The 22,818-nt window shown below is 76.1% G+C and carries 11 protein-coding genes and 1 riboswitch; of the genes, 3 read left to right on the top strand and 8 right to left on the bottom strand.

The genetic code is table 11. The features are described from left to right. Position 1 precedes the first annotated feature (1 nt). From ACIOGZ_RS00605 to ACIOGZ_RS00585, 5 genes are all read right to left on the bottom strand, one after another. On the bottom strand, positions 2–1,177 hold the full coding sequence (locus ACIOGZ_RS00605; protein ID WP_400984480.1) for an AAA family ATPase: 1,176 nt from the start codon (positions 1,175–1,177) through the stop codon (positions 2–4). 20 nt (positions 1,178–1,197) lie between these two features. Then, on the bottom strand, positions 1,198–6,390 hold the full coding sequence (locus ACIOGZ_RS00600; RefSeq protein WP_363579568.1) for a hypothetical protein: 5,193 nt from the start codon (positions 6,388–6,390) through the stop codon (positions 1,198–1,200). Next, entirely contained in the window at positions 6,387–7,244 is an 858-nt protein-coding gene (locus ACIOGZ_RS00595) for a DUF4132 domain-containing protein (protein WP_400804704.1), read from the bottom strand. Before ACIOGZ_RS00595 ends, ACIOGZ_RS00600 begins: the two co-directional genes overlap by 4 nt. A 191-nt stretch (positions 7,245–7,435) precedes the next feature. Further along, positions 7,436–8,221, bottom strand: coding sequence for an ABC transporter ATP-binding protein (locus ACIOGZ_RS00590; protein WP_363579569.1), 786 nt, complete (start codon positions 8,219–8,221; stop codon positions 7,436–7,438). Positions 8,222–8,380: 159 nt separating this feature from the next. Next, positions 8,381–9,406 (bottom strand): iron-siderophore ABC transporter substrate-binding protein, encoded by a 1,026-nt coding sequence (locus tag ACIOGZ_RS00585; RefSeq protein WP_363579571.1) that lies wholly within the window; start codon positions 9,404–9,406, stop codon positions 8,381–8,383. Between the two features lie 105 nt (positions 9,407–9,511). Here ACIOGZ_RS00585 and fhuB point away from each other — a divergent pair, with 105 nt between their 5' ends. The 3 genes from fhuB to ACIOGZ_RS00570 all read left to right on the top strand — a co-directional run bounded on the left by fhuB (position 9,512) and on the right by ACIOGZ_RS00570 (position 13,819). Then, on the top strand, positions 9,512–11,677 hold the full coding sequence (gene fhuB, locus ACIOGZ_RS00580; RefSeq protein WP_363579572.1) for a Fe(3+)-hydroxamate ABC transporter permease FhuB: 2,166 nt from the start codon (positions 9,512–9,514) through the stop codon (positions 11,675–11,677). A gap of 21 nt (positions 11,678–11,698) precedes the next feature. After that, complete coding sequence (gene fes, locus ACIOGZ_RS00575; RefSeq protein WP_400984195.1) at positions 11,699–12,814, top strand: enterochelin esterase; 1,116 nt, start codon at positions 11,699–11,701, stop codon at positions 12,812–12,814. Positions 12,815–12,891: 77 nt separating this feature from the next. Beyond that, positions 12,892–12,952: riboswitch (guanidine-III (ykkC-III) riboswitch) on the top strand. 12 nt (positions 12,953–12,964) lie between these two features. Next, a complete protein-coding gene (locus ACIOGZ_RS00570) occupies positions 12,965–13,819 on the top strand; it encodes an MBL fold metallo-hydrolase (protein ID WP_363579575.1) in 855 nt (284 codons plus the stop codon). Positions 13,820–13,884: 65 nt separating this feature from the next. Here the strand turns inward: ACIOGZ_RS00570 and ACIOGZ_RS00565 are convergent, their stop codons facing one another. From ACIOGZ_RS00565 to ACIOGZ_RS00555, 3 genes are read right to left on the bottom strand one after another with little or no spacing between them, the layout of a single operon-like run. Beyond that, positions 13,885–15,285, bottom strand: coding sequence for a DHA2 family efflux MFS transporter permease subunit (locus tag ACIOGZ_RS00565; RefSeq protein WP_363579576.1), 1,401 nt, complete (start codon positions 15,283–15,285; stop codon positions 13,885–13,887). Next, on the bottom strand, positions 15,282–15,467 hold the full coding sequence (locus tag ACIOGZ_RS00560) for an MbtH family protein (protein ID WP_063349847.1): 186 nt from the start codon (positions 15,465–15,467) through the stop codon (positions 15,282–15,284). The genes ACIOGZ_RS00565 and ACIOGZ_RS00560 overlap by 4 nt, the downstream gene beginning before the upstream one ends. Then, entirely contained in the window at positions 15,460–22,782 is a 7,323-nt protein-coding gene (locus tag ACIOGZ_RS00555; RefSeq protein ID WP_363627598.1) for an amino acid adenylation domain-containing protein, read from the bottom strand. Before ACIOGZ_RS00555 ends, ACIOGZ_RS00560 begins: the two co-directional genes overlap by 8 nt. Positions 22,783–22,818: the final 36 nt, after the last annotated feature.

Here is a 22,818-nt window from a genome sequence, read left to right as displayed (position 1 = left end):
CTCATGCCTCCAGGGCCGAGCGGAGGTCCCACAGGGTGCGCCAGGTGCCGGCGCCCTGTTCGGCGCGCCGGCGGACCGGTCCGTCCCAGTAGCCGAGCAGCCGGGCGGCGTCGGCCGGGTCGTCCTTGCGCACGACGCCGATGAGCTGGCCGGGGAGGCGGCCGAGCAGGTCGCCGCCGTCGGGCAGGTAGGCGGCGGTGACACCGAGCGCGGTGGCGACCGAGACGGCTTCCGCGGTGCTCATCACGGTGGACGGGCGCTCGACGTCCCAGCCTTCGGTGGAGCGGCCGGTGCGCAGGTCGCGGAAGGCGGTGACGAGGGCCTCCAGGACGGCGTCGTCCACCGCGTAGGTGGCTCCGGCGCGGGCGACGGCGACGGTCGACTGCCGGCGGACGAGTTCGACCTCGGCGGCGAGGCTGGCGATCGGGCCGACCGTCTCGAAGTTGAACCGCCGCTTGAGCGCCGCGGACATCTCGCTGACGCCCTTGTCCCTCAGGTTGGCGGTGGCGATCAGGGTGAAACCGGCGGCGGCGTGCAGTTGTCCGTCCGGGGTGCCGGCCAACTCTGGAACGGCGACCCGCCGTTCGGAGAGCAGGGAGACCAGCGCGTCCTGCACCTCGGGCAGGCAGCGGGTCACCTCCTCAACGCGGGCCACCGCCCCGCCGGTCATCGCGGTGAGCACCGGGGAGGGCACCAGGGCGTCCCGGCTGGGCCCCTTGGCGAGCAGGAGGGCATAGTTCCAGCCGTACTTGAGCTGGTCCTCGGTGGTGCCGGCGGTGCCCTGGACGGTGAGCGCGCTGGTGCCGCAGACGGCGGCGGCGAGCAGTTCGGAGAGCATGGACTTGGCGGTGCCGGGCTCGCCGACGAGCAGCAGGCCGCGCTCCCCGGCGAGGGTGACGACGCAGCGTTCGACGAGGGCGCGCTCGCCGACGAACTTCTGCTCGATGGCGAGGCCGCGGCGGCCGGCCTTGAGCTTCTCGCCGTCGCTGCCCATGACGAAGGTGACGACGGCGCGCGGGGTGAGCCGCCAGCCGGGCGGGCGCGGGCCGGTGTCGTACGCGGCCAGGAACTCCAGTTCGGCGGCGTGCTTCTCCTCGGGCGGGATGATTTGCCGGCTCGCGGGGGCGGCGTCGGCACTCCCCGGTGTGCTGCCCGTCGGTGTGCTGTTGGTCGGCATGCTGTTCGTCGGCGTGGCGCTCATCGGCGGGCCTTCCTGCGCTTGCTGGTCTGGAGCTCTTCGTAGCCGGGGGCGTCGCCGTCGAGGGTCCGCTGCCAGGCCCGGGCGAACAGCTCCGGGACGGGCAGGTAGGGCAGCGAGACGCGGTGGGTGGGCAGTTCGTAGAGCGCGGCCTTCCAGGTCTCGGCGGGCAGGGCGGGGGCCTTGGCCTCCTGCCAGCCGCCGGGCAGGAAGAGGGTGCGGCCGGCCCGGGCCCGCTTGGCCTCCAGCACCAGGTCGGTGGCGGCGAGTTCGGCGCGGGCGCGCTTGAGCCTGGCCGGCTTCCAGCCCGTCCAGCGGGCGATGTTGCGGTCGGTGGGGTCGGGCAGGGCCAGCAGTTGGAGGTAGAGCACCGCGGCGTCCTCGCCGAGGCCGTGGGCCCGGGCCGCCTCGGCGACCAGGTCGGGGACGGTGAGCTGCGGGTGCTGTAGCCAGGCCGCGGCGTCACCGGCCGCGGCGGCGGGGCCGGCGGCGGAGGCCGCCAGACGCTCCACTTCGCCGCGCAGGACGGCCTCGATGGCGCCCCGCTCGGTTTCCAGCCAGTAGCTGGCGCCCAGCCCGCCGAGCAGTTCGAGCACCGGGTCGTCGGGGCCGGTGAGCCCGGCCGGGCGCAGCCAGACCCGCTCGTACTCGCCGTGGTAGGGCGTCAGGACGAGGGCCGGGCCGCAGTCGACCAGTCCGTTCGGGTCGACTCCGCCCGCGGCCGGCAGGCCGAAGTGGGTGCGCAGGACGGCCGACATCGAGGCGCCCTTGGTGGTGTGGACGAGGTGGAGGTCGAGCAGCAGGTCGGGGTCGGCGAGGCGGCTTCGCAGCGCGGCGGCGGCCGCGGGCAGCAGCGGGCGCAGCGGGCTGTCGGCGGGCAGGTGGTAGGCGAGCCAGCGCAGGGCGTCGACGGCGTGCCCGAGGTCGCCGGAGGCCGGTGCGGCGCTCTGGTCCTCGGCGAGCAGCTGGGGGGTGGACCCGCCGTCGTCGCTGAGCCGGAAGGCCGTGGTGCCGGTCAGCCAGGGGGTCTGTGCGAGGTTGAGCACCGCCTCGATGTGTTCGATCCGCGCGCCCGTGACGGTGGCCTGGGCGGCCTCGGGGAGGGTGACCAGCCGGCCGAAGTGCCGGATCCAGGCGGCGGCGCCGGCGTCGACGTCGGGGCCCTCCGTCCAGAGGGTCTTCGGGTCGGCGGGCAGCAGGGCGCCCCAGACGTCGGTGAGGGCGGTCCGGTCGCGACCGCGCAGCCAGTCCCGGGCGGCCTTGGCCTCGGTGGACTTGAGGCCGTACTCGGCGAGGCGGTCGGCGGACAGGACGGCGCTGTGCCACTGGAAGAGCCCGGGCGGCGGGCTGAGCAGCAGGGCGGCGCGGGCGGCACCGATCCCGGTGAGCCCGCCGAAGGCGATGGCACGGGCGGGCTGCCAGGGGGCGCCGCCGTGCAGCACGGCCGCCTGCCGGAGCGCGGCGATCCAGGCGGCGTCGACCCGCTCCTCGGTGCCGCGTTCCTTGACGGTGGTGAAGTGGGCGACGGGGCCGAACGCGCCGCTCGGGTCGTGGTCGACGGCGTACCACTGCTCCGTGCCCTCGTGGTGCCGGCGGTGGCCGAGGATGACGACGGTGCGGTCGCCGTGGCGCAGCACCTGCCCCTCGCGGGGGACGGCGGGCCGGCGGCGGTCGGCGCGGTCGGCGGGTTCGCCGAGGACGATCTCGCGCAGGGTGGCGCCGCGGTCGGCGAGCACTCCCTCGGTCAGTTCGCCGAGGAGCAGCACGAGGCTGGCGCGGTGGGCCGGTTCGGTGAGCGGGGCGGCCACCGCGTAGGCGAGGGTGTCGAGACGGCCGAGCAGGTGGAGCCAGCCGTGGTGGGTGTCGCCGTGTTGCAGGGTGACGGTGGCCGGGGTGCTCCAGCCCTCGCCGGTGGCGGTCGGCGGGTCGGCCAGGACGGCGGTGACGGCGCGCAGGTTGGTGAGCACCCGCCACCGGTCTCCGTCGCCCCAGTTGGGGCCGAAGCAGGCGACGTCGGGCAGGAGGGTGGTGACGGCCTCGCGCAGTTCGTGGTCACGGCCGTGCTCGGGCCGGTACTCGGCGGCCTCGGCCTTGGACGGCTTCTCGGCCTCCGGCTGCGGGACGAACCGTGCGGTCCGGTCGAGCAGGTCGGCGGCGGTGCGGGCGAGCCCGGCGACCCCGGCGAGCAGCAGCGGGTGGCTGATGCCGGGCAGGACGGTGCCGACCGCCTGAACGGGCAGGGCGCGGCGGGCGCCACCGGAGCGGGCGAGCGGGCGCCGGACGCCCTGGACGGTGATCCAGCGCTGCTCCTCCTCGGGCGCGGGCCGGCTGTCGGTCGGCCAGGCGGCGTCGATCAGGCGGGCGGCCTGCTCGGTGTCGACGCCACGCAGGACGCGGGAGCCTGCCTCGTCGCGGGGCCGCAGGGCGTGCCAGTGGTCGAGCGGGGGGACGAGCCCGGTGCCGGCGGCGGCGAAGTCCCCCGGGCGGCAGGGGCGCAGGTCGGCGGTGCGGTCGGTGTCCGTGGCCAGGTCGGGCAGGGTGAGGGCGAGGCCGCCGCGCTGCGCCTCGGTGACGACCGGTCGGGCCTGGCCGGGGAGGGTGAGGCGGCCGACCGGGACGTGGTCCGGGTGGCCGTCGGTGATCGGCAGGACGATGGCCTGTCCGTCGGCGGTCGTGGTGGTGACGGCGCGGCCGGGGTCGATCCGGACCCAGCTGCCGAGCACGGTGCCGTCGGTGCCGAGCGGCGTCTGCTCCAGGCCGGGCTGGAGCGGCAGCAGTCGGGCGCGAGCAGCGGGCAGCCAGCCTGCGGCCGCGGTGGCGGCGATCACCGGTGGTTCGGCGGCGCGGCCGAGGGCGCCGGTGTGCGGGTCGAGTTCGCGCAGGACGGCGCCGTCCTGGCCGTAGCGCAGCGTCCAGTGGCCGGTGCCGTCTCCGAGGACCCGGTGTTCGCCGGGCATCCGGGTGTCGCCGGGGTGCAGCGGGCGTTCGCCGGTGGTGCGGCCGCCGCCGGGCAGCGGGAGGGAGGGGGGCTCGGGATCCCGGTCGCCGTAGTAGTAGCCGGCGATGGTCTCGCCGGTGAGTTCGGTGACCTCCCCGGGCCGGCTGGACCAGTAGGCGTGCTGCTTTCCGTCCTGGTACCAGGCGACGAGGAGTTCGCCGTCGACGAAGCGCAACCGGGGCTGGTTCCAGCGTTCCTTCGCCGGGGGCAGGCGCAGGGTGTGCTCCAGCAGGACGCCCTGCGGGCCGACCACGACGGCCTGGTCGTGGCGGGCGAGGATCAGGTGCGGCCAGGCGTCCTCGACGATCAGGCCGGTGAGGCGCCCGCCGTTGAGGCCGGGGGTGTCGGGCGACTCCGAGTCCGGCCCGGCGGATTCGGGGTCCGCAGGGTCCACGGGTTTGGCGGGGTCGGTCGGGTCGGTCGGGTCGGTCGGGTCGGTCGGGTCGGCCGGGTCGGCGAGCGTGGCCAGGGCCTCTTCCAGGGCGGGCCAGCCGAGTTCGTCGAGGATGCCGGCGCCGAGCGCCCCGGCGAGCAGGGCGGTGACGTCGAGGGCGGCGATCCGCTCGGCGGCGTCCGGGGCGACGGCCCGCACGGCGGTGCGGTACGGGCTCAGCGACTGCACCAGGTCGGCGGCGCCGGCCAGGCCGCGGGCGGCGGTCAGCTCGTCGGCCCGGAGTTCGGCCCACTCCTCGAACAGGCGGCGCAGCAGCGGCAGGGCGGGCACCTGCCGCTTGACGGCGGTGTCCCAGGCGGGCGCGGTCGCGGCGCGCAGGGCGGGCCGGAAGCGCGGGTCGGCGGCGACGGCCGCGAGGCCGGTGCTGTCGGCGCCGCACTGGTCGACCCAGTCCTTGAGGTCGAACCGGTGGGTGGCCGACGGGTCGGCGACGGGCACGCCGTCGGCGAGCAGTTGGTCCAGCAGGTCGAGTTGGGTCTGACTGCGGCGGACGTCGGTGTACAGGTCCACCGGGACTCCGTCGGCCCGCAGCCGCTCGGCCATCCGGCCGGCCAGGGCGACGGTGGCGGCGCAACTGGGCCGGGAGCGCCAGCCGCGCCCGAGGTGGTGGCACCAGCGCCGGAGCCACGCGGCGGCAGGCTCGGAGTCCTCGGCGCCCTCGGGGCGCGGGCCGGTGAGCAGCTGCTCGGCCCCGGTCTCGGCGAGCAGGCCGAGCCAGGCGGTGTCGTTCAGGGCGGCGTCGGTGCCGGCCGGGTCGGGCATCAGCTCCAGCAGCCGGGCCCGGACCGCCGGGTCGCGCCGGCCGAGTTCGGTCAGGGAACCGTGCCAGGACTTCCAGAACGCGCCGGGCGCCCGGTTGACGCCCGGGGCGGCCAGCAGTTCGGCGAGCAGCGCCTGTTCGTGCTCGGCGCGGTCCAGCCCGGCGGCCTTGATCAGCGCGCGGGCGTCCTCGGCGACCCCGGCGTAGGGGGCCATGCCGGCGGCGGAGCGCTCGGTGCACAGCTGGCGGAAGCGCTGCCAGGCGGTCAGCGCGTCGAGCCGCCCGGTGAGCTCCTTGACGTACTGGCGCAGGGACTTGACGGTGAGCGCGCCGGCCAGGGCGAACTCCAGGAAGACGGCGCGCAGCCGCTCCTCGTCGACCGTCAGGCGGTAGGTGCGCTCGGCCTCGCGGGCCTTGCCGAAGTAGCTGGCGGCGTAGGTCTGGTTGCCGTGGGCGAGGAAGATCCGGCCGACCTCCTCGCAGAAGGTGGGCAGGAAGTGCGGCACGGCGCGGCCGAGACGGGCGGCCAGCGCCTCGAACCCGTCCTTGGCGGTGCCGGGCTTGGACCGGGCCTGGCGGGAGAGCCGTTCCATCTCCTTGACCAGGGCGAGCGCGTGGTGCCCGTTGGCCGGGTCGTGGACCAGCGCCCAGGCGGGGAAGCCGAGCGCCTCCTGGCGGACCTGGCCGACCTCGGCGGGCGCGCCGTCGGGGACGAGCCCGAGGAAGTCGACGGCGAGGTCCTCGGCCGGTCCGAGCGCGCCGGGGACCAGCCGGACGATCCGGCGCCCGTCGAGCGCGGGGTGGGTGTAGGCGCGGGCGGTGAGCACGTCGGCGGCGCTGTCGGGGCGGCCGGCGCCGGGCAGGGTGCCGGGCGGGAGCACGGCCCCCGCGTCGAGCAGCCGCTCGTGCGGCCCGGTGTCCTGGGCAGCCGCCCGGTCGGCGTCCTGAACGGCCCTCTGGTCGAGTCCGGTGGCGGTCATGCGGCGTCCTCCCCTTCGATGGTGCGGCCTGCGTACAGTGCGGCGGCCATCCGCATGCCCTCGGACCAGGCGATCGGGCCGACCTCGGCGAGCGGCAGCACCCGGCCGTCCGGGCCCGCCCAGCTGAGCGCACCCGTCTCGCAGGCGTCGTACTCGTAGTAGTCGCCCACCCAGACGCGGGCCTCGACGGTGCGCCCCGCCTCCACCACGGGCTGGACGGCGGAGCCGCCGCGCACCCGGTGGCCGAGCCGGGCGCAGCGTCCGAGCAGCTCGCGCAGCTCCCGGTAGCGGCCGCCGGCGTAGGTGGTGACCTCGGTGCCGGCCGGCAGTTCGTCCGGCCGGTGCCAGACCTCCCGGTAGAGCTGCGGCACGCGCTGGGAGACGCCGAGCTCGACGGCGAACTCGCGCAGGTCGTCGAGGTCCGGGAGCAGCACGGGGTGGGGTATCAGGATCTCTCCGTCGGTGAGCCGGACGGTGTCGCCGTCCAGGTCCACCAGGCCGATCCCGCGCTCGGCGTCCGCACCGCGCAGGAAGCCGGCGACGGCGCCGTCCGAGCCGGTGACCACCAGGTCGCGCAGGACGGCCTGCCAGGCCTCGTCCGCCCAGACCGCGGTCAGCACGGCGGCGGGCACCGGCAGCGAGCGCACCATCCACCGCTCGACGTCCTCCTGGCAGCGCCGCTCGTGCGCGGCCAGCCACTCGGTGAGCTGCCTGAGCTGGACGACCACCGGATCGTCACCGAGCTTCGACGGCAGGGACTTCAGCTCGCGGCCCGCCGCGTTGCGGCAGACCACCTTGCCCTCCCCGTCGAGCGCGACGCGGTACCCTCCCGCGCCTGTTTCCACCCATGCCACGGACGTCTCCTCCCACCTGCCGGTCAGCGATGCGAGGAACGTAGCGAGGCCCACTGACAAAGCGGCAGCCGGAGAGGCCGCTCCGCGGCTTCCTGGGCGCAAACCCGTCGAACGAGTGAACGGGGCAGACGGCACGCCGCCTGCCCCGCCACCCGCCTCCCGTCGCGCGCCAGGTCATGCCTGACGCATCGTCAACGCACCGGCGCCGCACGGGGAACGATCACCGGCGCGCCGTCCCCGGGGGCGGCGAGCACGTCGCTGTCGATGTCGTACAGCGCGCGCACGAGCGGTGCGTCGACCACCTCGCGGGGCGGGCCGCAGGCCACCACCGAGCCGTCGCGCAGGGCGACGACCAGGTCGGCGTAGCGGGCCGCCGCCGCGAGGTCGTGGAGCACCATGACGACCGTCCGCCCGCCGGCGGCGACCTCGCGGACCAGTTCCAGCACCTCGACGGCGTGCCCGAGGTCGAGCGCGCTGGTGGGTTCGTCGAGCAGCACGACGGGCGCGTCCTGGGCGAGCACCATGGCGAGCCAGCAGCGCTGCCGCTGGCCGCCGGAGAGGCGGTCCAGCCGGCGGTCGGCGAGTTCCTCGACGCCGGTGGCGCGCAGCGCCCCGGCGGTGAGCCGCTCGTCGTCGGCCGACCACTGGCGGAAGAGCCCCTGGTGCGGGTGGCGGCCATAGCGGACGAGTCCGGCGACGGTGACCGCCTCGGGGGCCTGCGGGCTCTGCGGGAGCAGCGCGACCCGGTGCGCGGCCTGGCGCGGCCGCAGCCGCCAGACGTCCTCGCCGCCGACCAGCACCCGCCCGCCGTCCGGCCGGTGCAGCCGGGCGACGGCCCGCAGCAGGGTGGACTTGCCGCAGCCGTTCGGGCCGACGACGGCCACCACCCGGCCGGCCGGGACGGTGAGGTCGACGCCGGCGAGCACCGGGCGGCCGGGGCCGTAGCCGGCGGTGAGGCCCTGGATCGTCAACTCCATCGAGGGTTCCTTCGGTTGGAGGGGGCTGCGGGCCGACCGGGCAAGGTGCCGGCCGACCGGGTACGGGCCCGAACGCGGGCACGGGCCCGAACAGGGCCCGAGCGCGGGTACGAGCCCGAACAGGGCCCGAACGCGGGCACGGGCCCGAACGCGGACCGGTCAGGAGGCGGCGAGCGCCTTGCCGATGTCGCCGATGACCACGTCGGCCGCGAGCGGCCCGCCGCGGGTGGACCAGACCGAACCGTCCACGGTGACGGCGTGCTTGTTCTTCACCGCGCCCAGCTCCTGGTAGGCGGGCTTGGACTGGACGTCCTTGAGCGCGGTCTTGCCGTCGTCGGTGAGGGTGGACAGGAACAGCCAGTCGCCGTCGATCTCGGCGAGCTTCTCCAGGCTGAGCGCCGGGCTGTGCGCGTTGCCGTCCTTGTCCTGCGCGGCCGGGCGGGTGAGGCCCATGTCGAGGGCGACGCCGCTGGCGAACTGCTTCTTCTCCATCCAGCTCGGCCCGGTCGGGTTCCAGCGGACGATGGAGACGGCCGCGCCCTTGTTCTTGCCGAGGTCGCCACCGGCCTTGGCCGCCTTGGCCTCGTAGTCGGCGATCACCTTGTTGGTCTGGTCGAGCTTGTTGACGGCGTTTCCGATGCCGCGGAAGGCGAGCTTCCAGTCGTCGGTGGGCGCCATGGTGACGAGGGTGGCGGGGGTGATCTCGCGCAGCTGCTTGAGCATCTGCTCGTCCTGCATGTCGCCGGCCAGGATGAGGTCGGGCTTGGCGGCGATGACCTTGTCCATCACGGGCTGCAGCAGGTTGCCGACCACCGGGACGCCCTGGACCTTGTCCTTGAGGTAGGCGGGCGGCTCGTTGAGCCCCTGGCCGTTGGTGATGCCGACGGGCTTGACGCCGAGGGCGAGCACCGCGTCGAGGTCCTCCTGGGTGAGGGTGACGATCCGCTGGGGCGCGGCGGGGATCTCGACGGCCTTGCCGGTCGCGTCCTTGACGGTGCGCTTGCCGCCGGCCGCGTCCGCCGCCGGGCTGCCGGCGGCGGAGGAGCCGCCCGCGGAGCCCGAGGATCCGGAGGAGGACCCGGAGGAGCCGCACCCGGCGAGCAGGAGGGCGGCCGCCCCGGTGACGGCCAGCGCCCGGGCCGCGCGGCGGCGGACGGGGTGGAGCGGGCTCTGGGCGAACGGCATGGGTGCCTCCGGGCAGCGGTGGTACGGGGGTTGGGCGGCGTCCGGGCGACCCGGCACGGTGACGGTGCCCACAGGACGATGCGCTCATTAGGTTAGCCTTACCTTATGACATTGTCGCAAGTGGGCGCCCCCGGGGAGTCCCGCACCGAGCCGGACGCCCCGCCGCCGCCGACGCCACCGCGCGGGGACGGCCGCCGCGCCGCCTGGCCGATCGCCCTCGGCGCGGTCGCGGTCCTGCTCGCCCTCGCCGCGCTCTCGCTGTCCGTCGGCGCCGGGGAGGTCGGCCCCGGGCGGGTGCTGGACTACCTGCTGGACCGCCACGGGGCCCGCGCGGACGGCCGGCTCGCCCTCGTCGTCGGCGACCTGCGCCTGCCCCGCACGGCCACCGCCCTGCTGGTCGGCGCCGCGCTCGGGGTCGCCGGGGCGCAGTTGCAGTCCGTCACCCGCAACCCGCTCGCCGAGACCGGACTGCTCGGCGTCAACGCCGGCGCCTCGCTGGGGGTCGTGCTCGGCATCGCCGTGCTCGGCATCCAGACCTCGTACGGGTACCTGGCCTTCGCCTTCGGCGGCGCCGTGCTCGCCAGCACGCTGGTGCTGCTCATCGCGGGTGCCCGGGGCGGGTCCCCGATGCGACTGGTGCTCGGCGGCTCGGCGGTCGGCGCCACCTTCGGCGGGCTCACCGGCGTGCTGATCGTCAACTCGCCCGAGGCGTACGACCGGTACCGGGTGTGGGTGCTGGGCTCGCTGGCCGGGGTGGAGGGCTGGACGACGCTGCGCCAGCTCGCCCCGGTGCTCGGCGTGGGCTTCCTGCTCGCCCTGCTCGCCACCCGGCCGCTCACCGCGCTCGCGCTCGGCGACGACCTCGCCCGCGGTCTCGGCCACCGGCCCGGCGCCACCCGGGCCGCGGTCGCCTTCGCCGTCACCCTGCTGACCGCCTCGGCCGTCGCGCTGGCCGGCCCGATCTCCTTCCTCGGTCTGCTCGCCGGGTTCCTGGCGCGGGCCGTCGCCGGCCCCAGGGTCGGGCAACTCACCGTGCTCGCCGGCCTGTTCGGTGCCGCCGTGCTCACCGGGGCCGATGTGCTGGCCCGGCTGGTGGCCCGCCCGTTCGAGGCGCCGGTGTCGGTGATCGTCTCCCTGGTCGGCGCCCCCGCGCTGATCGCGATCGTCCGCTCCCGCCGGACCGCCGCGCTCGGCATGGCCGACCCGGCCGAGCCCGCCCCCGTCCGGCGGTCCGAGCCGCCCGCGCCGAAACCCGACCTGGTGCTGCGGCGCGGCGCCTGGTCGCTGCTGCTCCCCCGCCGGGCGCTGCTCGCCTCGCTCGCCCTGGCCGCGGCGCTGCTCGCCGTCGTCGTCGTGTCCGCCCACGCCGGGCAGAGCGAACTCGGCCTCGGCCGCACCCTCCAGGCCGTGTTCGGCTACGGCGACCGGCTGGACGTGCTGCTGGTGCAGAAGTTCCGGCTCGGCCGGATCGTCGCCGGGCTCGCCGCCGGCGCCGCCCTCGGCCTGGCCGGCTGCCTCACCCAGACCCTCGCCCGCAACCGCCTCGCCACCCCCGAACTGCTCGGCGTCAACGACGGTGCCACCGCCGCCGTCCTGATCTCCGCCACCGTCTCCGGCACCTTCGGCGCCTGGTGGGCCGGCCCGCTCGGCGCGCTGGCCGCCGTCCTGGTCGTCACCCTGGTCTCCGGCGGGCTCGGCGCGCAGGGCTACCGGGTGCTGGTCGTCGGCCTCGCGATGTCCGCGCTCGCCTCGGCCGTCATCCAGGTCGCGCTCGCCCGCCGCTCGCTCAACTCGGCCGGCTCGCTGTACGTCTGGACCTCCGGCAGTCTCAACGGGCGGGACTACGCCGTCGCCACCCCGGTCCTGATCGGGCTGGCCGTACTCGTGCCGCTCGCGCTGGCGGTGGCCCGGCGGCTTGCGGTGCTGCGCTTCGACGACAGCGTGGCCGCCTCGCTGGGCGTCGACCCGGGCCGGGTCCGGCTCGGCTGCCTGCTGCTGGCCGTCGCGCTGGCCGGGCTGGCCGTCGGCGTGTGCGGGCCGGTCGGCTTCGTCGCGCTGGCCGCGCCCGTGATCGCCGGGCGGCTGGCCGGGCCGGCGCGCGTGCCGGTCCTCGGCTCGGCACTGACCGGCGCCGTCCTCGTCGTGCTCGCCGACACCGTGGGGCGGGTGCTGATCGACGGGGTGGAGATCCCGGTCGGCATCGTCACCACCGTCCTCGGTGGCCCCTTCCTGCTCTGGGTGCTGCTCGGCCGCAAGGGCACCCCCGCTTAACCTTCCCGAGGAGTACCGCAGATGGAAACCCTTCCCCTCGTCGAGCCCGATCCGGCCGACCCCGCCTACCGCCTGGTCACCTTCGTGCACGAGGACGCGTCGTGCGACGGCGTGCTCGCCCTCCTGCACACCGTCACCGACAAGGACCGGCACGCCGGCGACCTCGCCCCGCACCTGATGACCCGCCGCGACGACGGCCGCTGGTCGATCACCTACCGGCTGCGCGCCGACCACCGGGCGTCCTACCAGCTGTACCCGTTCCGGGGGGACGCCCCCGGCACCGCCCGGGCGGACTGGCTGCGCGTCCTCGACCACGCCCGCCCCGACCCGCACGACGCCGCCCCCCGGCTGCCCGCCCGCGACGGGCGCCACCCGTCGTCCGTGCTCAGCCTGCCCGACGCCCCCGCCCAGCCGTACGTCCGGCGGCGCGACGGCGTGCCGCGCGGGCGGACGGTGGCCCACGAGGTGGCCGGGCGGCGGGTGGACGTCCACCTCCCCGCCGGGGGCGGGCCTTCCGCCGGTGGCGGGCCGTTCGCGGTGGCCGTGCTGCTGGACGGCGAGATGTGGGGCGAGGTGCTGTCGGTCGGCGACACCCTCGACAACCTGGCGGCGGACGGCGCCATCCCGCCCACCGTCGCCCTGCTCGTCCACACCATGGGCTCCTGCCGACCCGACGACCTCAGCTGCAACCCGGCCTTCGTCGACCTCCTCGCCGACCGCCTCCTCCCCTGGGCGGCGGCGGAGTTCGGCACCACCACCGACCCGGCCGCCACCGTGATCGCCGGCCAGAGCGCGGGCGGCCTCACCGCCGCCTTCGCCGCGTTCCGGCGCCCCGACCGCTTCGGCGGCGCGCTCTGTCAGTCCGGTTCCTTCTGGTGGCCGGACGAGACCGAGTTCGACGAGGGCAGTGAGTGGCTGACCCGCCAATTCGCCCGCGAGCAAAGGCGGGAGGCCCGGTTCTACGTCGAGGTCGGCCTCCAGGAGTGGATGCTGCTCCCGCAGAACCGTCACCTGCGCGACGTCCTCACCGCCCGCGGCTACGACCTCGCGTACCGCGAGTTCAACGGCGGCCACGACTACGCCTGTTGGCGCGGCGGGCTGGCGGACGGGCTGGCGCACCTGCTGGGGCGTGCCTGAGAACTCCCGGTGGACCATCCGGACCGACGGCGGCCGAGGCGTCCCGCCACCCGGGCGTGCTAGCGTCCCGGTGGCGGCGCGCCGGTGACCGCCCCGGACGAGATGTGCGCCGTACCCGGCCCGCCAAGACGACGCACCGAGGGAGACGTCATGGCCGCCGGTGCCCCGATCGCCCGTCCGCTCGACGTGCGGTGGATCCACGGGTCCCCGTCCGCGAAGCACAACACGGACCCGGACATCCAGGTCCACGCGTACGACGAGCACACCGTCATCCTGCGGCAGAACAAGGCGGTCGACTACGAGGCGCCGTTCCTGTTCCTGCTGTTCGGGGGCGAGCGGGCGGTCCTGATCGACACCGGGGCCACCGCCTCCGCCGCGTACTTCCCCCTGCGCACCGTGGTCGACGGACTCATCGACCAGTGGCTCGCCGACCACCCCCGCGACGGCTACGGACTGCTCGTCCTGCACACCCACCCGCACGGCGACCACGTCGCGGGCGACGGGCAGTTCGCCGACCGGCCCGCGACGACCCTGGTCGGCGCCGACCCGGCCACGGCCTGGCCGTACTTCGGCTTCGACCAGGACCCGGACGCCGTCGCGCGGGTGGACCTGGGCGGCGGCCGGGTGCTCGAATGCCTGGCCACCCCGGGCCACCACCCGGCGGCCGTCACCTACTACGACCCGTGGACGGGCCTGCTGCTCACCGGCGACACCGTCTACCCGGGCCGCCTCTACATCGACGACTGGCCTGCCTTCACCCGCACCGTCGACCGGCTGATCGACTTCGCCGAACGCCGCCCGGTGACGCACCTGCTCGGCTGCCACATCGAGATGACCCGCACCCCCGGCGTCGACTACCCCATCCGCACGACCCACCAACCCGACGAGCCGCCCCTGCAGCTGACCGTCGGACACCTCCGGGCCATCCGCACCGCACTCGCCGACCTCGGCGACCGACCGCGCCGGCACGCCCTGCCCGACCTGATCCTCTGGCCGAGCGCCTGAGCCCGGAAGGCCGCGTCCAACGAACTGACGCCGCACCCCGCGATCGCGGGGTGCGGCGTGGCTGTTCAGTCGGCGAGGGGTGGTGCCGGCGCCTCCCGGGGGAGGCGGGTGGTGAGGAGGGTGCCGGCGGCGACCAGGGCGGCGGTGAGCAGAAGGGCGAGGCGGTAGGGGCCGAGTGAGCCGCCGTCGGTGTCCAGGGCGCCGATGAGGGCGGCGGTGGCGGCGATGCCGAGGGCGCCGCCGAGGGTGCGGACGATGGTGAACAGGCCCATGGCGCGGCCCATCGCGGGCCCGGGGACGTCGGCGAAGCCGGCGATCTGGACGGTGAGCACGGCGGTGCCCAGGACGAGCCCGACCGCGAACATCAACGCCCGTACGGCCCAGGGGTTCTCGGCGAAGCCGAGGGCGGCCAGGACGAGGGCGGCGAGCAGCAGCGCGGGCAGCGCGAGGCGGCGGGGACCGAACCGGGGCAGCAGGCGGTCGACCACCTGGGAGGCGGCCATCAGGCCGATCGCCTCGGGGAAGACGCTCAGCCCGGCGTCGAGGGCCGAGGCCCCGAGGGCGGCCTGGTAGAGCAGCGGGAGGACGAACAGGGCGCCCATCAGGCCGGCCGAGGTGAGCAGGGCCAGCCAGGTGGCGGTGCCGAAGGTGCGGTCGGCGAGCTGCCGAAGATCCACCAGTGGTTCGGCGGAGCGGAGTTGGTGGCGCACGGCGATGACGAGCAGGAGGAGACCGGCCACGCCGCTGAGCGCCACTCCCGGCGAGGACCAGCCGTGCGCCGGGCCGAAGCCGAGCGCGTAGGTGAGCAGTCCGAGGCCGGGGGTGGCGAGCAGGAAGCCGGTGGTGTCGAAGCGGCCGGCCGGGGGCTCGTCCGCCGCGCGCAGGCCGATGAGCCCGGTCACGACGGCCGCGACCCCGACCGGCACGTTGACCAGGAACAGCCAGTGCCAGGAGAGGTGTTCGGTCAGGAGGCCGCCGAGCGGCGGGCCGAGGGCGGGCATCAGGGCGGTCGGGACGATCAGGATCCGGCCCAGGCCGGCCCGCTCGTGCGGGGCGAAGGCCCGGAACAGCAGGGTCATCCCGACCGGGGTGAGCAGCCCGCCGGCCACGCCCTGGACGGCCCGCGCGGCGGCGAGCGAGCCGAGGCCGGGGGCGGCGGCGCACAGGGCGGAGGCGAGGGTGAACGCGGCCAGGGAGCCGAGGAAGACCCGTTTCACGCCGAACCGGTCGCCGAGCCAGCCCGCCACCGGCAGGCCGACGGCGAGGCCGACCAGGAAGGCCGTCTCGACGGCGTTGGCGGCCGAGACGGGCCGCCCGAAGTCCTCGGCGATGGTGAACAGCGCGGGGTTGACGATGGTCGAGTCCAGGCCGTTCATGCACATCGCGGCGGTGTAGACCACGACCACCGCGGCGCGCCCCGCGAGCAGGGGGCGCGCCGGGGCGGCCTCGACGGCCGGAGGGGTCACAGGTCGGTCCAGTGGGCGGTGATCCACTGCACGGCGTCGGCGCGCTCGCACGGGCCGTGGGAGACGTTCCAGCCGGCCGGGACGGCGGCGAAGGCCGGCCAGAGCGAGTGCTGGCCCTGGTCGTTGACGAGGGCGAGGAACTCGCCGTCGCCGTCGAAGGGGTTGGCGGGGGCGTCACTCATCGGAGGACTTCTCCAGGTGGTCGGTGATCACGCGGGCGATGTGCGCGATCGGGGCGGGCAGGGTCATGTCCTTGTGCGAGCAGGCGACGTCGGTGTTGTCGATGCGGCCGGACACGTACGGGGTCCAGAGTTCGGGCACCAGGGTCTCGTCGATGGTGTCGACGGTGGCGCGGAAGAACAGCACGTCGCCGTCGAAGGGGCGGTGGTCGTGGCCCCGGACGAGGTGGTTGGTGTTGAGGTAGATCCGGTTGAGGGCGGCCACGGTGGCGTCGTCGAGTCCGGCGAGCGGGCTGCCCTCGCGGCGCAGCAGCTCGGTGACGGCGGCGAGTTCGAGCGGCCGCCCGGCGAGGTCCTCGGGGCCGTAGCCGCCCATGGTGAGCAGCGCCTCCAGCGCCTCGGCCTGGTCGGGGACGGGCAGGTCGCGGAAGCCCTCGGCGGGGTAGGCGTCCAGGATCGCGAGCAACTCGACGGCGTGGCCGAGGTCCTGGAGCCGGACGGCGACGGCGTGCGCGATGATCCCGCCGGTGGACCAGCCGAGCAGCCGGTACGGGCCCTCGGGCTGGACCTCGCGCAGCCGGTCGACGTAGTGCGCGGCCAGCTCGTCCAGGGTCTGCGGCAGGGGCCGGGCCGCCGTGGCCGCGCCGACGCCCTGGGCCTGGAGGCCGTAGATCGGCAGGTCGGCGGGCAGGTGGCGGATCAGGCCGGTGTAGCACCAGCTGAGGCCGCCGGCGGGGTGGACGGCGAACAGCGGGGTACGGCGTCCGGGCGCGGCGGGCCGCAGCGGGAGCAGGACGTCCAGCGCGTCGGCGCTCTGCGAGCCGGCCGCCAGGGCCGTGTCGAGGGCGGCGACGGTGGGCGACTGGAACAGGGTGCCGATGCCGACGTCCAGGCCGAGCAGTTCGCGGATCCGCCCGGCGAGGCGGACGACCAGCAGCGAGTGGCCGCCAAGGGCGAAGAAGTCGTCGTCGACGCCGACCGCCGCGACGCCCAGCACCTCGGCGAAGAGTTCGCACAGCTGCTGTTCGCGCGGGGTGCGCGGCGGGCGTCCGGCGCCGGTGGCGGGCGCGTCGGGGGCCGGCAGGGCGCGGCGGTCGAGCTTGCCGTTGGCGGTGAGCGGCAGCCGGTCGAGCAGGACGACGGCGGAGGGCACCATGTGGGCGGGCAGTCCGGCGGCGGCGTGGGCGCGCAGGTCCTCGGGGGTGGGGGCGGCGACGGCGCTCGGGTCCTCGGGGCTCGCCGTGGTGACCGCGTAGCCGACCAGTCGCTTGTCGCCCGGGGCGTCCTCGCGGACGACCACGGCGGCGTCGGCGACGCCCGGGTGGGCGGCCAGCACGGCCTCGATCTCGCCGAGTTCGATCCGGAAGCCGCGCAGCTTCACCTGCTGGTCGGCGCGGCCGAAGTACTCCAGGACGCCGTCGGCGCGGCGGCGGGCGAGGTCGCCGGAGCGGTACATCCGGGTGCCGCGTTCGCCGAACAGTTCGGCGTACGGGTCGGCGACGAAGCGTCCGGCGGTGAGGTCGGGGCGGCCGAGGTAGCCGCGGGCCAGGCCGGCCCCGGCGACGTACATCTCGCCGGTGACGCCGGGCGGGACGGGCTGGAGGTGCTGGTCCAGGACGTAGACCCGCAGGTCGGGGATGTTGACGCCGATGGTGCTGCTGCTTCCGGCGGCGGCGGTGGCCCGGTCGAGGGCGATGTAGGAGACGTGCACGGTGGTCTCGGTGATGCCGTACATGTTGACCAGGGTGGGCGCGTCCTCCGGGTGGCGGGCGTACCAGTCGTCGAGCCGGGCCAGTTCGAGCGCCTCGCCGCCGAACACCACGTAGCGCAGGGCGAGTTCGGATCCGGGGCGGTCCCGGTCGGCGGCGCTGAGCTGGTAGAAGGCGGACGGGGTCTGGTTGAGCACGGTGACGCGTTCGCGGGCGAGCAGGTCGAGGAAGGCCGCCGGGTCGCGACTGACCAGGTGCGGGACGACGACCAGGCGGCCTCCGTGCAGCAGGGCCCCCCACAGCTCCCAGACGGAGAAGTCGAAGGCGTAGGAGTGGAAGAGGGTCCAGACGTCGTCGGCGCCGAAGCCGAACCAGCGGTCGGTGGAGCTGAACAGCCGGACCACGTTGTGGTGGGTGACGGGGACGCCCTTGGGGCGGCCGGTGGAGCCGGAGGTGTAGATGACGTAGGCGGTGTCCTCGGCGCGCAGCGGGCGGGTGCGCTCGTGCTGGGCCAGCGGGGCGGCCGGGTGGGTGGCCGACTCCGGTCCGTCGACGAGCAGTTGGGGCACCTGGTGGGCGGGCAGCCGGGGCGCGGTGGCGCGGTCGGTGAGCAGGGCGGCGGGGGCGGCGTCGGCCAGCATGTAGGCGAGGCGGTCGGCCGGGTAGTCGGGGTCGAGCGGCAGGTAGGCGGCGCCGGACTTGGCCACCGCGAGGAGGGCGACGACGAGTTCGAGCGAGCGCGGCAGGGCGAGGGCGACGATGGTGCCGGGGCCGATGCCGTTGGCGGCCAGCAGCCGGGCCAAGCGGTCGGCGCGGGTGGCGAGTTCGGTGTAGTCGAGCTGCTCGTCACCGCAACTGACGGCGACGGCCCGCGGGTTGGCGGCTGCGGCGGCCTCGAACAGCCCGGCCAGGGTGGCGTCCGGGGCCGACGTGTGCGGAGCCGAGGTGTGCAGCGCCGAGGTGTGCAGCGCCGACGTGTACGGGGTGCCGTTCCACTCGACGAGGGCGCGCAGCCGCTCCTCCTCGCCGATCAGCGGGAGCCGGCCGATCGCGGTGTCGGGGGCGGTGGCGGCGGCGGCGAGCAGCCGGGCGAGGCGGGTGGCGAGCCCTTCGACGGTGGCGGCGTCGAAGAGGTCGGTGCGGTACTCCAGGAAGCCGCCGATGCCGCCGTCGGGGAGCTCGCCCGCGTTGAGGGTGAGGTCGAACTTGGCGGTGCCGCTGGGGACGGCGGCGATCCGGGCGGTGAGGCCGCCGCCCAGCGGGTGGAGCTCGTCGGGGCGGCTCTGCCAGGCAAGCATCACCTGGAACAGCGGGTGGCGGGCGAGGGAGCGCGGCGGGTTGAGCTCCTCGACCAGGCGGTCGAAGGGCAGGTCGGCGTGCTCGTGGGCGGCGAGGACGGTGCCTCTGACCTTGCCGAGCAGCTCGCGGAAGGTCGGGTCGCCCGAGGTGTCGGTGCGCAGGACCACGGAGTTGACGAAGTAGCCGACCAGGTCGGCGGTTTCGGGGTCGTCGCGGCCGGCGACCGGGGTGCCGACGGGAATGTCGGTGCCGCAGCCGTGCCGGGTGAGCAGGGCGGCGAGTCCGGCCTGGACGGCCATGAAGACGGTGCCGCCGGCCGCCCGGGCGAGCGCGGCGAGGGCGGCGTGGGCCTCGGCGTCGAGGGTGAAGGGCACGGTGGCGCCGTGGTGGCCGGCGACGACGGGGCGCGGTCGGTCGGTGGGCAGTTCCAGCTGGTCGGGCAGGCCGGCCAGGGCGGTGCGCCAGTACTCCGACTGCCGCGCGGCGAGCGGGCTGGGCGCCTCGGCGGTGCCGAGCAGCTGCCGCTGCCAGGCCGCGTGGTCGGCGAACTGCACGGCGGGCAACGGGAGTTCCGGTGCGCGGCCGGCCAACCGGGCGGTGTAGGCGGCGGACAGGTCGCGGACCAGCGGGGTGGTGGAGGCGCCGTCGCTCGCGATGTGGTGGAGCAGCAGGAGCAGGGTGTGTTCGGCCGGGCCGTGGGTGAACAGGGTGGTGCGCAGCGGCGGCCGGCCGGTGAGGTCGAAGGCGTGCCGCACGGCTTCGGCGAGCTCGGTGCCGTCGTGCAGTTCGACGGGCTCGGCGGGCAGCACCCGCTGGTACGGCGTGCCGTCCGGCTCCTCGCCGTAGACCGTGCGCAGCACCTCGTGCCGGGCGGCGAGGTCGCCGAGGGCGAGGGTGAGGGCGGTCCGGTCGAGCGGGCCGGTGAGGGTGAGGGCGAGCGGGATGTTGTAGGTGGGGCTGGGGCCCTGGAGCCGGTGCAGGAACCACAGGCCGCGCTGGGCGGGCGACAGCGGCATCCGGTCGGTGCGCGGCACGGGCACCAGCGCGGGGCGGGCCTCGGGCTCGCCGCCGGGGTGCGCGTCGAGCAGGGCGGCGAGCGCGGCCGGGGTCGGGTGGCGGAAGACGTCGGCGAACCCGACGGCGGCGGCGAAGGTCTCGCGCAGCCGGGCCGCGAGGCGGCCGGCCAGCAGCGAGTGGCCGCCGAGGTCGAAGAAGGAGGTGTCCCGCCCGGGTGCCTGCGGCAGGTCGAGGACGTCGGCGAACAGCCCGCAGACCAGTTCCTCCTGCGGCGTGGCCGGGGCCGTGCCGGGCTCGGCCGCGGCGGGCTCGGGCAGGGCGCGGTGGTCGAGCTTGTCGTGGGCGGTGCGCGGCAGTTCGTCGAGGACCAGGACGGCGGCCGGGACCATGTGTCCGGGCAGCCGGGCGGCGAGGGCGGCCCGCAGCGCGGCCGGGTCGAGGGCGACGCGGGGGGCGGGGGCGGGGGCGGGTTCGGCGGTGTCCTCCGGCATGGCCTCGGACTCGGAGACCGCCTCGGAAACCGCCTCGGAGGCTGCCTCGGGAGCCGCCTCGGAGAGCACCTCGGGCACGACGTAGCCGAGCAGCCGCTTGCCCTGCGGACCGGAGCGGGCGATCACCACGGCCTGCGCGACGCCCGGCAGTTGGGCGAGGACGGCGGCGATCTCGCCGGGCTCGATCCGGAAGCCGCGGATCTTCACCTGGTCGTCGGCGCGGCCGAGGAATTCCAGGGTGCCGTCCGGTCGGCGGCGGGCGAGGTCGCCGGTGCGGTACATCCGGTCGCCGGGCGGGCCGAACGGGTCGGCGAGGAAGCGTTCGGCGGTGAGGTCGGGGCGGCCGAGGTAGCCGCGGGCCAGGCACGCCCCGGCGACGTACAGTTCGCCGGCGACGCCGTCGGGCGCGGGGCGCAGCGAGCCGTCGAGGACGTAGGCGCGGGAGCCGCGCACCACCCGGCCGACCGGGGCGCCGTCCGGGCCGGGCGTCCAGGCGTAGGCGTCGACCGTGGTCTCGGTCGGGCCGTAGAGGTCGATCGGGTGCAGGCCGGGTGCGGCGGTGAGGCGCTGCCAGAGGGCGGGCGGGGTGGCCTCGCCGCCGACCGCGATGACCGCCGGGCGGTGCCACTCCTCGTCCAGGATGCCTTCGGAGAGCAGGACTTCGAGGTAGGAGGGGGTGACGTCGAGGTAGTCGACGCGTTCCCGGTGCAGGTGGCCGGCCAGGGCGGCCGGGTCGCGGTAGGTGGCGTCGTCGAGCAGGTGCAGCTCGTGGCCGTGGACCATCCACAGCACCGGGTCCCAGGAGGCGTCGAAGGCGAACGAGGCGCTGTGCGCGACACGCAGGCGCTCGCGGCCGGTGCGGCGCACGGCCGGGGCGATGTGGTCCTCGCCGTGGCCCGCGTACAGGTTGGCCAGCGAGGCGTGGGTGACGACGACGCCCTTGGGGCGGCCGGTGGAACCGGAGGTGTGCAGCACGTAGGCGGCGTGGTGGGGCCGGGGGGCCGGGGGTGCGGTGGCGGGCTCGGCGTCCGCGTCCCCGGGCAGCACGGCGGGCAGGCCGGCCGGCAGGTCCAGTTGGGCGAGGGCCTCGGCGGTGCCGACCGCGCAGACCGGGCGGGCGTCGTCCAGGACGGCGGCCAGGCGCTGCCGGGGGTGCGCGAGGTCGAGGGAGACGCAGGCGCCGCCGGCCTTGAGCACGCCGAGCATCGCGACCAGGGTGTCCACGCCGCGCGGCAGGGCGAGCGCGACCGGCGCACCGGCGCGCACGCCGAGGGCGTTCAGGCGGTGGCCGAGGCGGTTGGCGGCGGCGTCCAACTCGGCGAAGGTGAGGGCGACTTTGCCGCTGCGGACGGCGACGGCGGCCGGGGTGCGGGCGGCCTGTGCGGCGAACAGCTCGGGCAGCGTCCGGCCGAGCGGCGGCTCCGTGCGGCCGGCGGTGGCGCGGCGCAGGCCGTCCGGGTCGAGCAGGTCGATCCGGGCGATGGGCGTCTGCGGGGCGGTGAGCAGCAGGTCGGCGAGGGCGTCGAGGTAGCGCAGCAGCCCGTCGCGGTGGGCGGCGAGTGAGGCGGTGTCGTGGCGGGCGGGGTCGGCGTCCAGGACGAGGCGCAGCGCGCCGCCGGGGGCGGGCGAGACGCCGACGGCGAGGTCGTCGACGGGCCCGGCGGCGAGGTTGCGGACGACGCCGGGCAGGCCGGCCAGGTCGAGATCGCCCTCGAAGGCCTTGATGTTGACCATCGGGCCGAACAGGGCGCGCCGCTCGCCGGTCAGCCCGAGGTCGCGGCGCAGGTCCTCCAGGGGGTAGCGCTGGTGGCGGCGGACGGCGCGCAGTTCGCGGACCACCCGGCGCAGCAGCGCCTCGGCGCTGTCGGCGGGACGGACGGCCAGGCGCAGCGGGAGGACGTTGGCGGCGGCGACGGGGGTGCGCAGGGCGGCCGGTCCGCGGCGGTTGGCGAGCGGCAGGCCGAGCACGACGTCCTCGGTGCCGGCCAGGCGGTGCAGGTAGCCGGCGGTGGCGGCGAGGAGCAGTTCGGCCCAGGTGGCGCGGGCGGTGGCGGCGGCGCGCTCCAGCCGGTCGCGGGTGCCGGCGGGCAGCTCGGCGGTGAGGCGCAGGGGGGCCTGGGCCGGGGTTGCGGACAGTGCGGGCGCCGGGCTGCCCGGCAGGGTCGCCGGGGTGTCGGCTCCGGCCAGGCGGTCGGCCCAGTAGGCGCGGTCGGCCGGGTACTCCTCGCCGTCCCGGTAGGCGGCCTCCTCGGCGGCGACCTCGGCGAGGGTGGCGAACGGGCGTGCGGCGGGCTCGGTGCCGGTGGCGTGCGCGGTGTACAGCTCGGCGAGGCGCTCGCCGAGGAGGTTCAACGCGTAGGCGTCGACGGCGAGATGGTGGATCCGCCGGTACCACTGGTACCGGTCTTCGGCGAGGCGGATCAGCGCGTGGGTGAACAGCGGGCCCTCGGCGAGGTCGGCCGGGCGGGCGAGGTCGGCGCGCATCCAGGCCTCGGCCTCGGCGGCCGGGTCGTGCGCGGCGCGCAGGTCGAGGTGGTGCAGCGGCCAGCGGCGGCCGGGGCGCGGCTGCTGGCGGGGCGTGCCGTCCGGGCCGGTGACGACGACGGCGCTCAGTGCCTCGGCCTCGTCGACCGCCTGCCGCAGCGCGTCCTCGAACCGGGCCTCGTCGAGCGGGCCGGTGATCTCGACGGCGTCGCCGGTGTTGTAGACCGGGCTGTCGGGGTCGAGTGACTGCGCGTACCAGATGGCGGCCTGGGCGGCGAGCAGCGGGACATCGACGGCCTGGGTTTCGACGGCAGGCATGGTTCGGGGTGCTCCTCGGGGTCCGGCGAACGAAAC

It is taken from the genome of Kitasatospora sp. NPDC088160, assembly GCF_044741445.1.
GTDB lineage: Bacteria > Actinomycetota > Actinomycetes > Streptomycetales > Streptomycetaceae > Kitasatospora.
The sequence above is the reverse complement of the archived record's forward strand: the minus strand, read 5'-3'. Positions and strand labels throughout refer to the sequence as shown.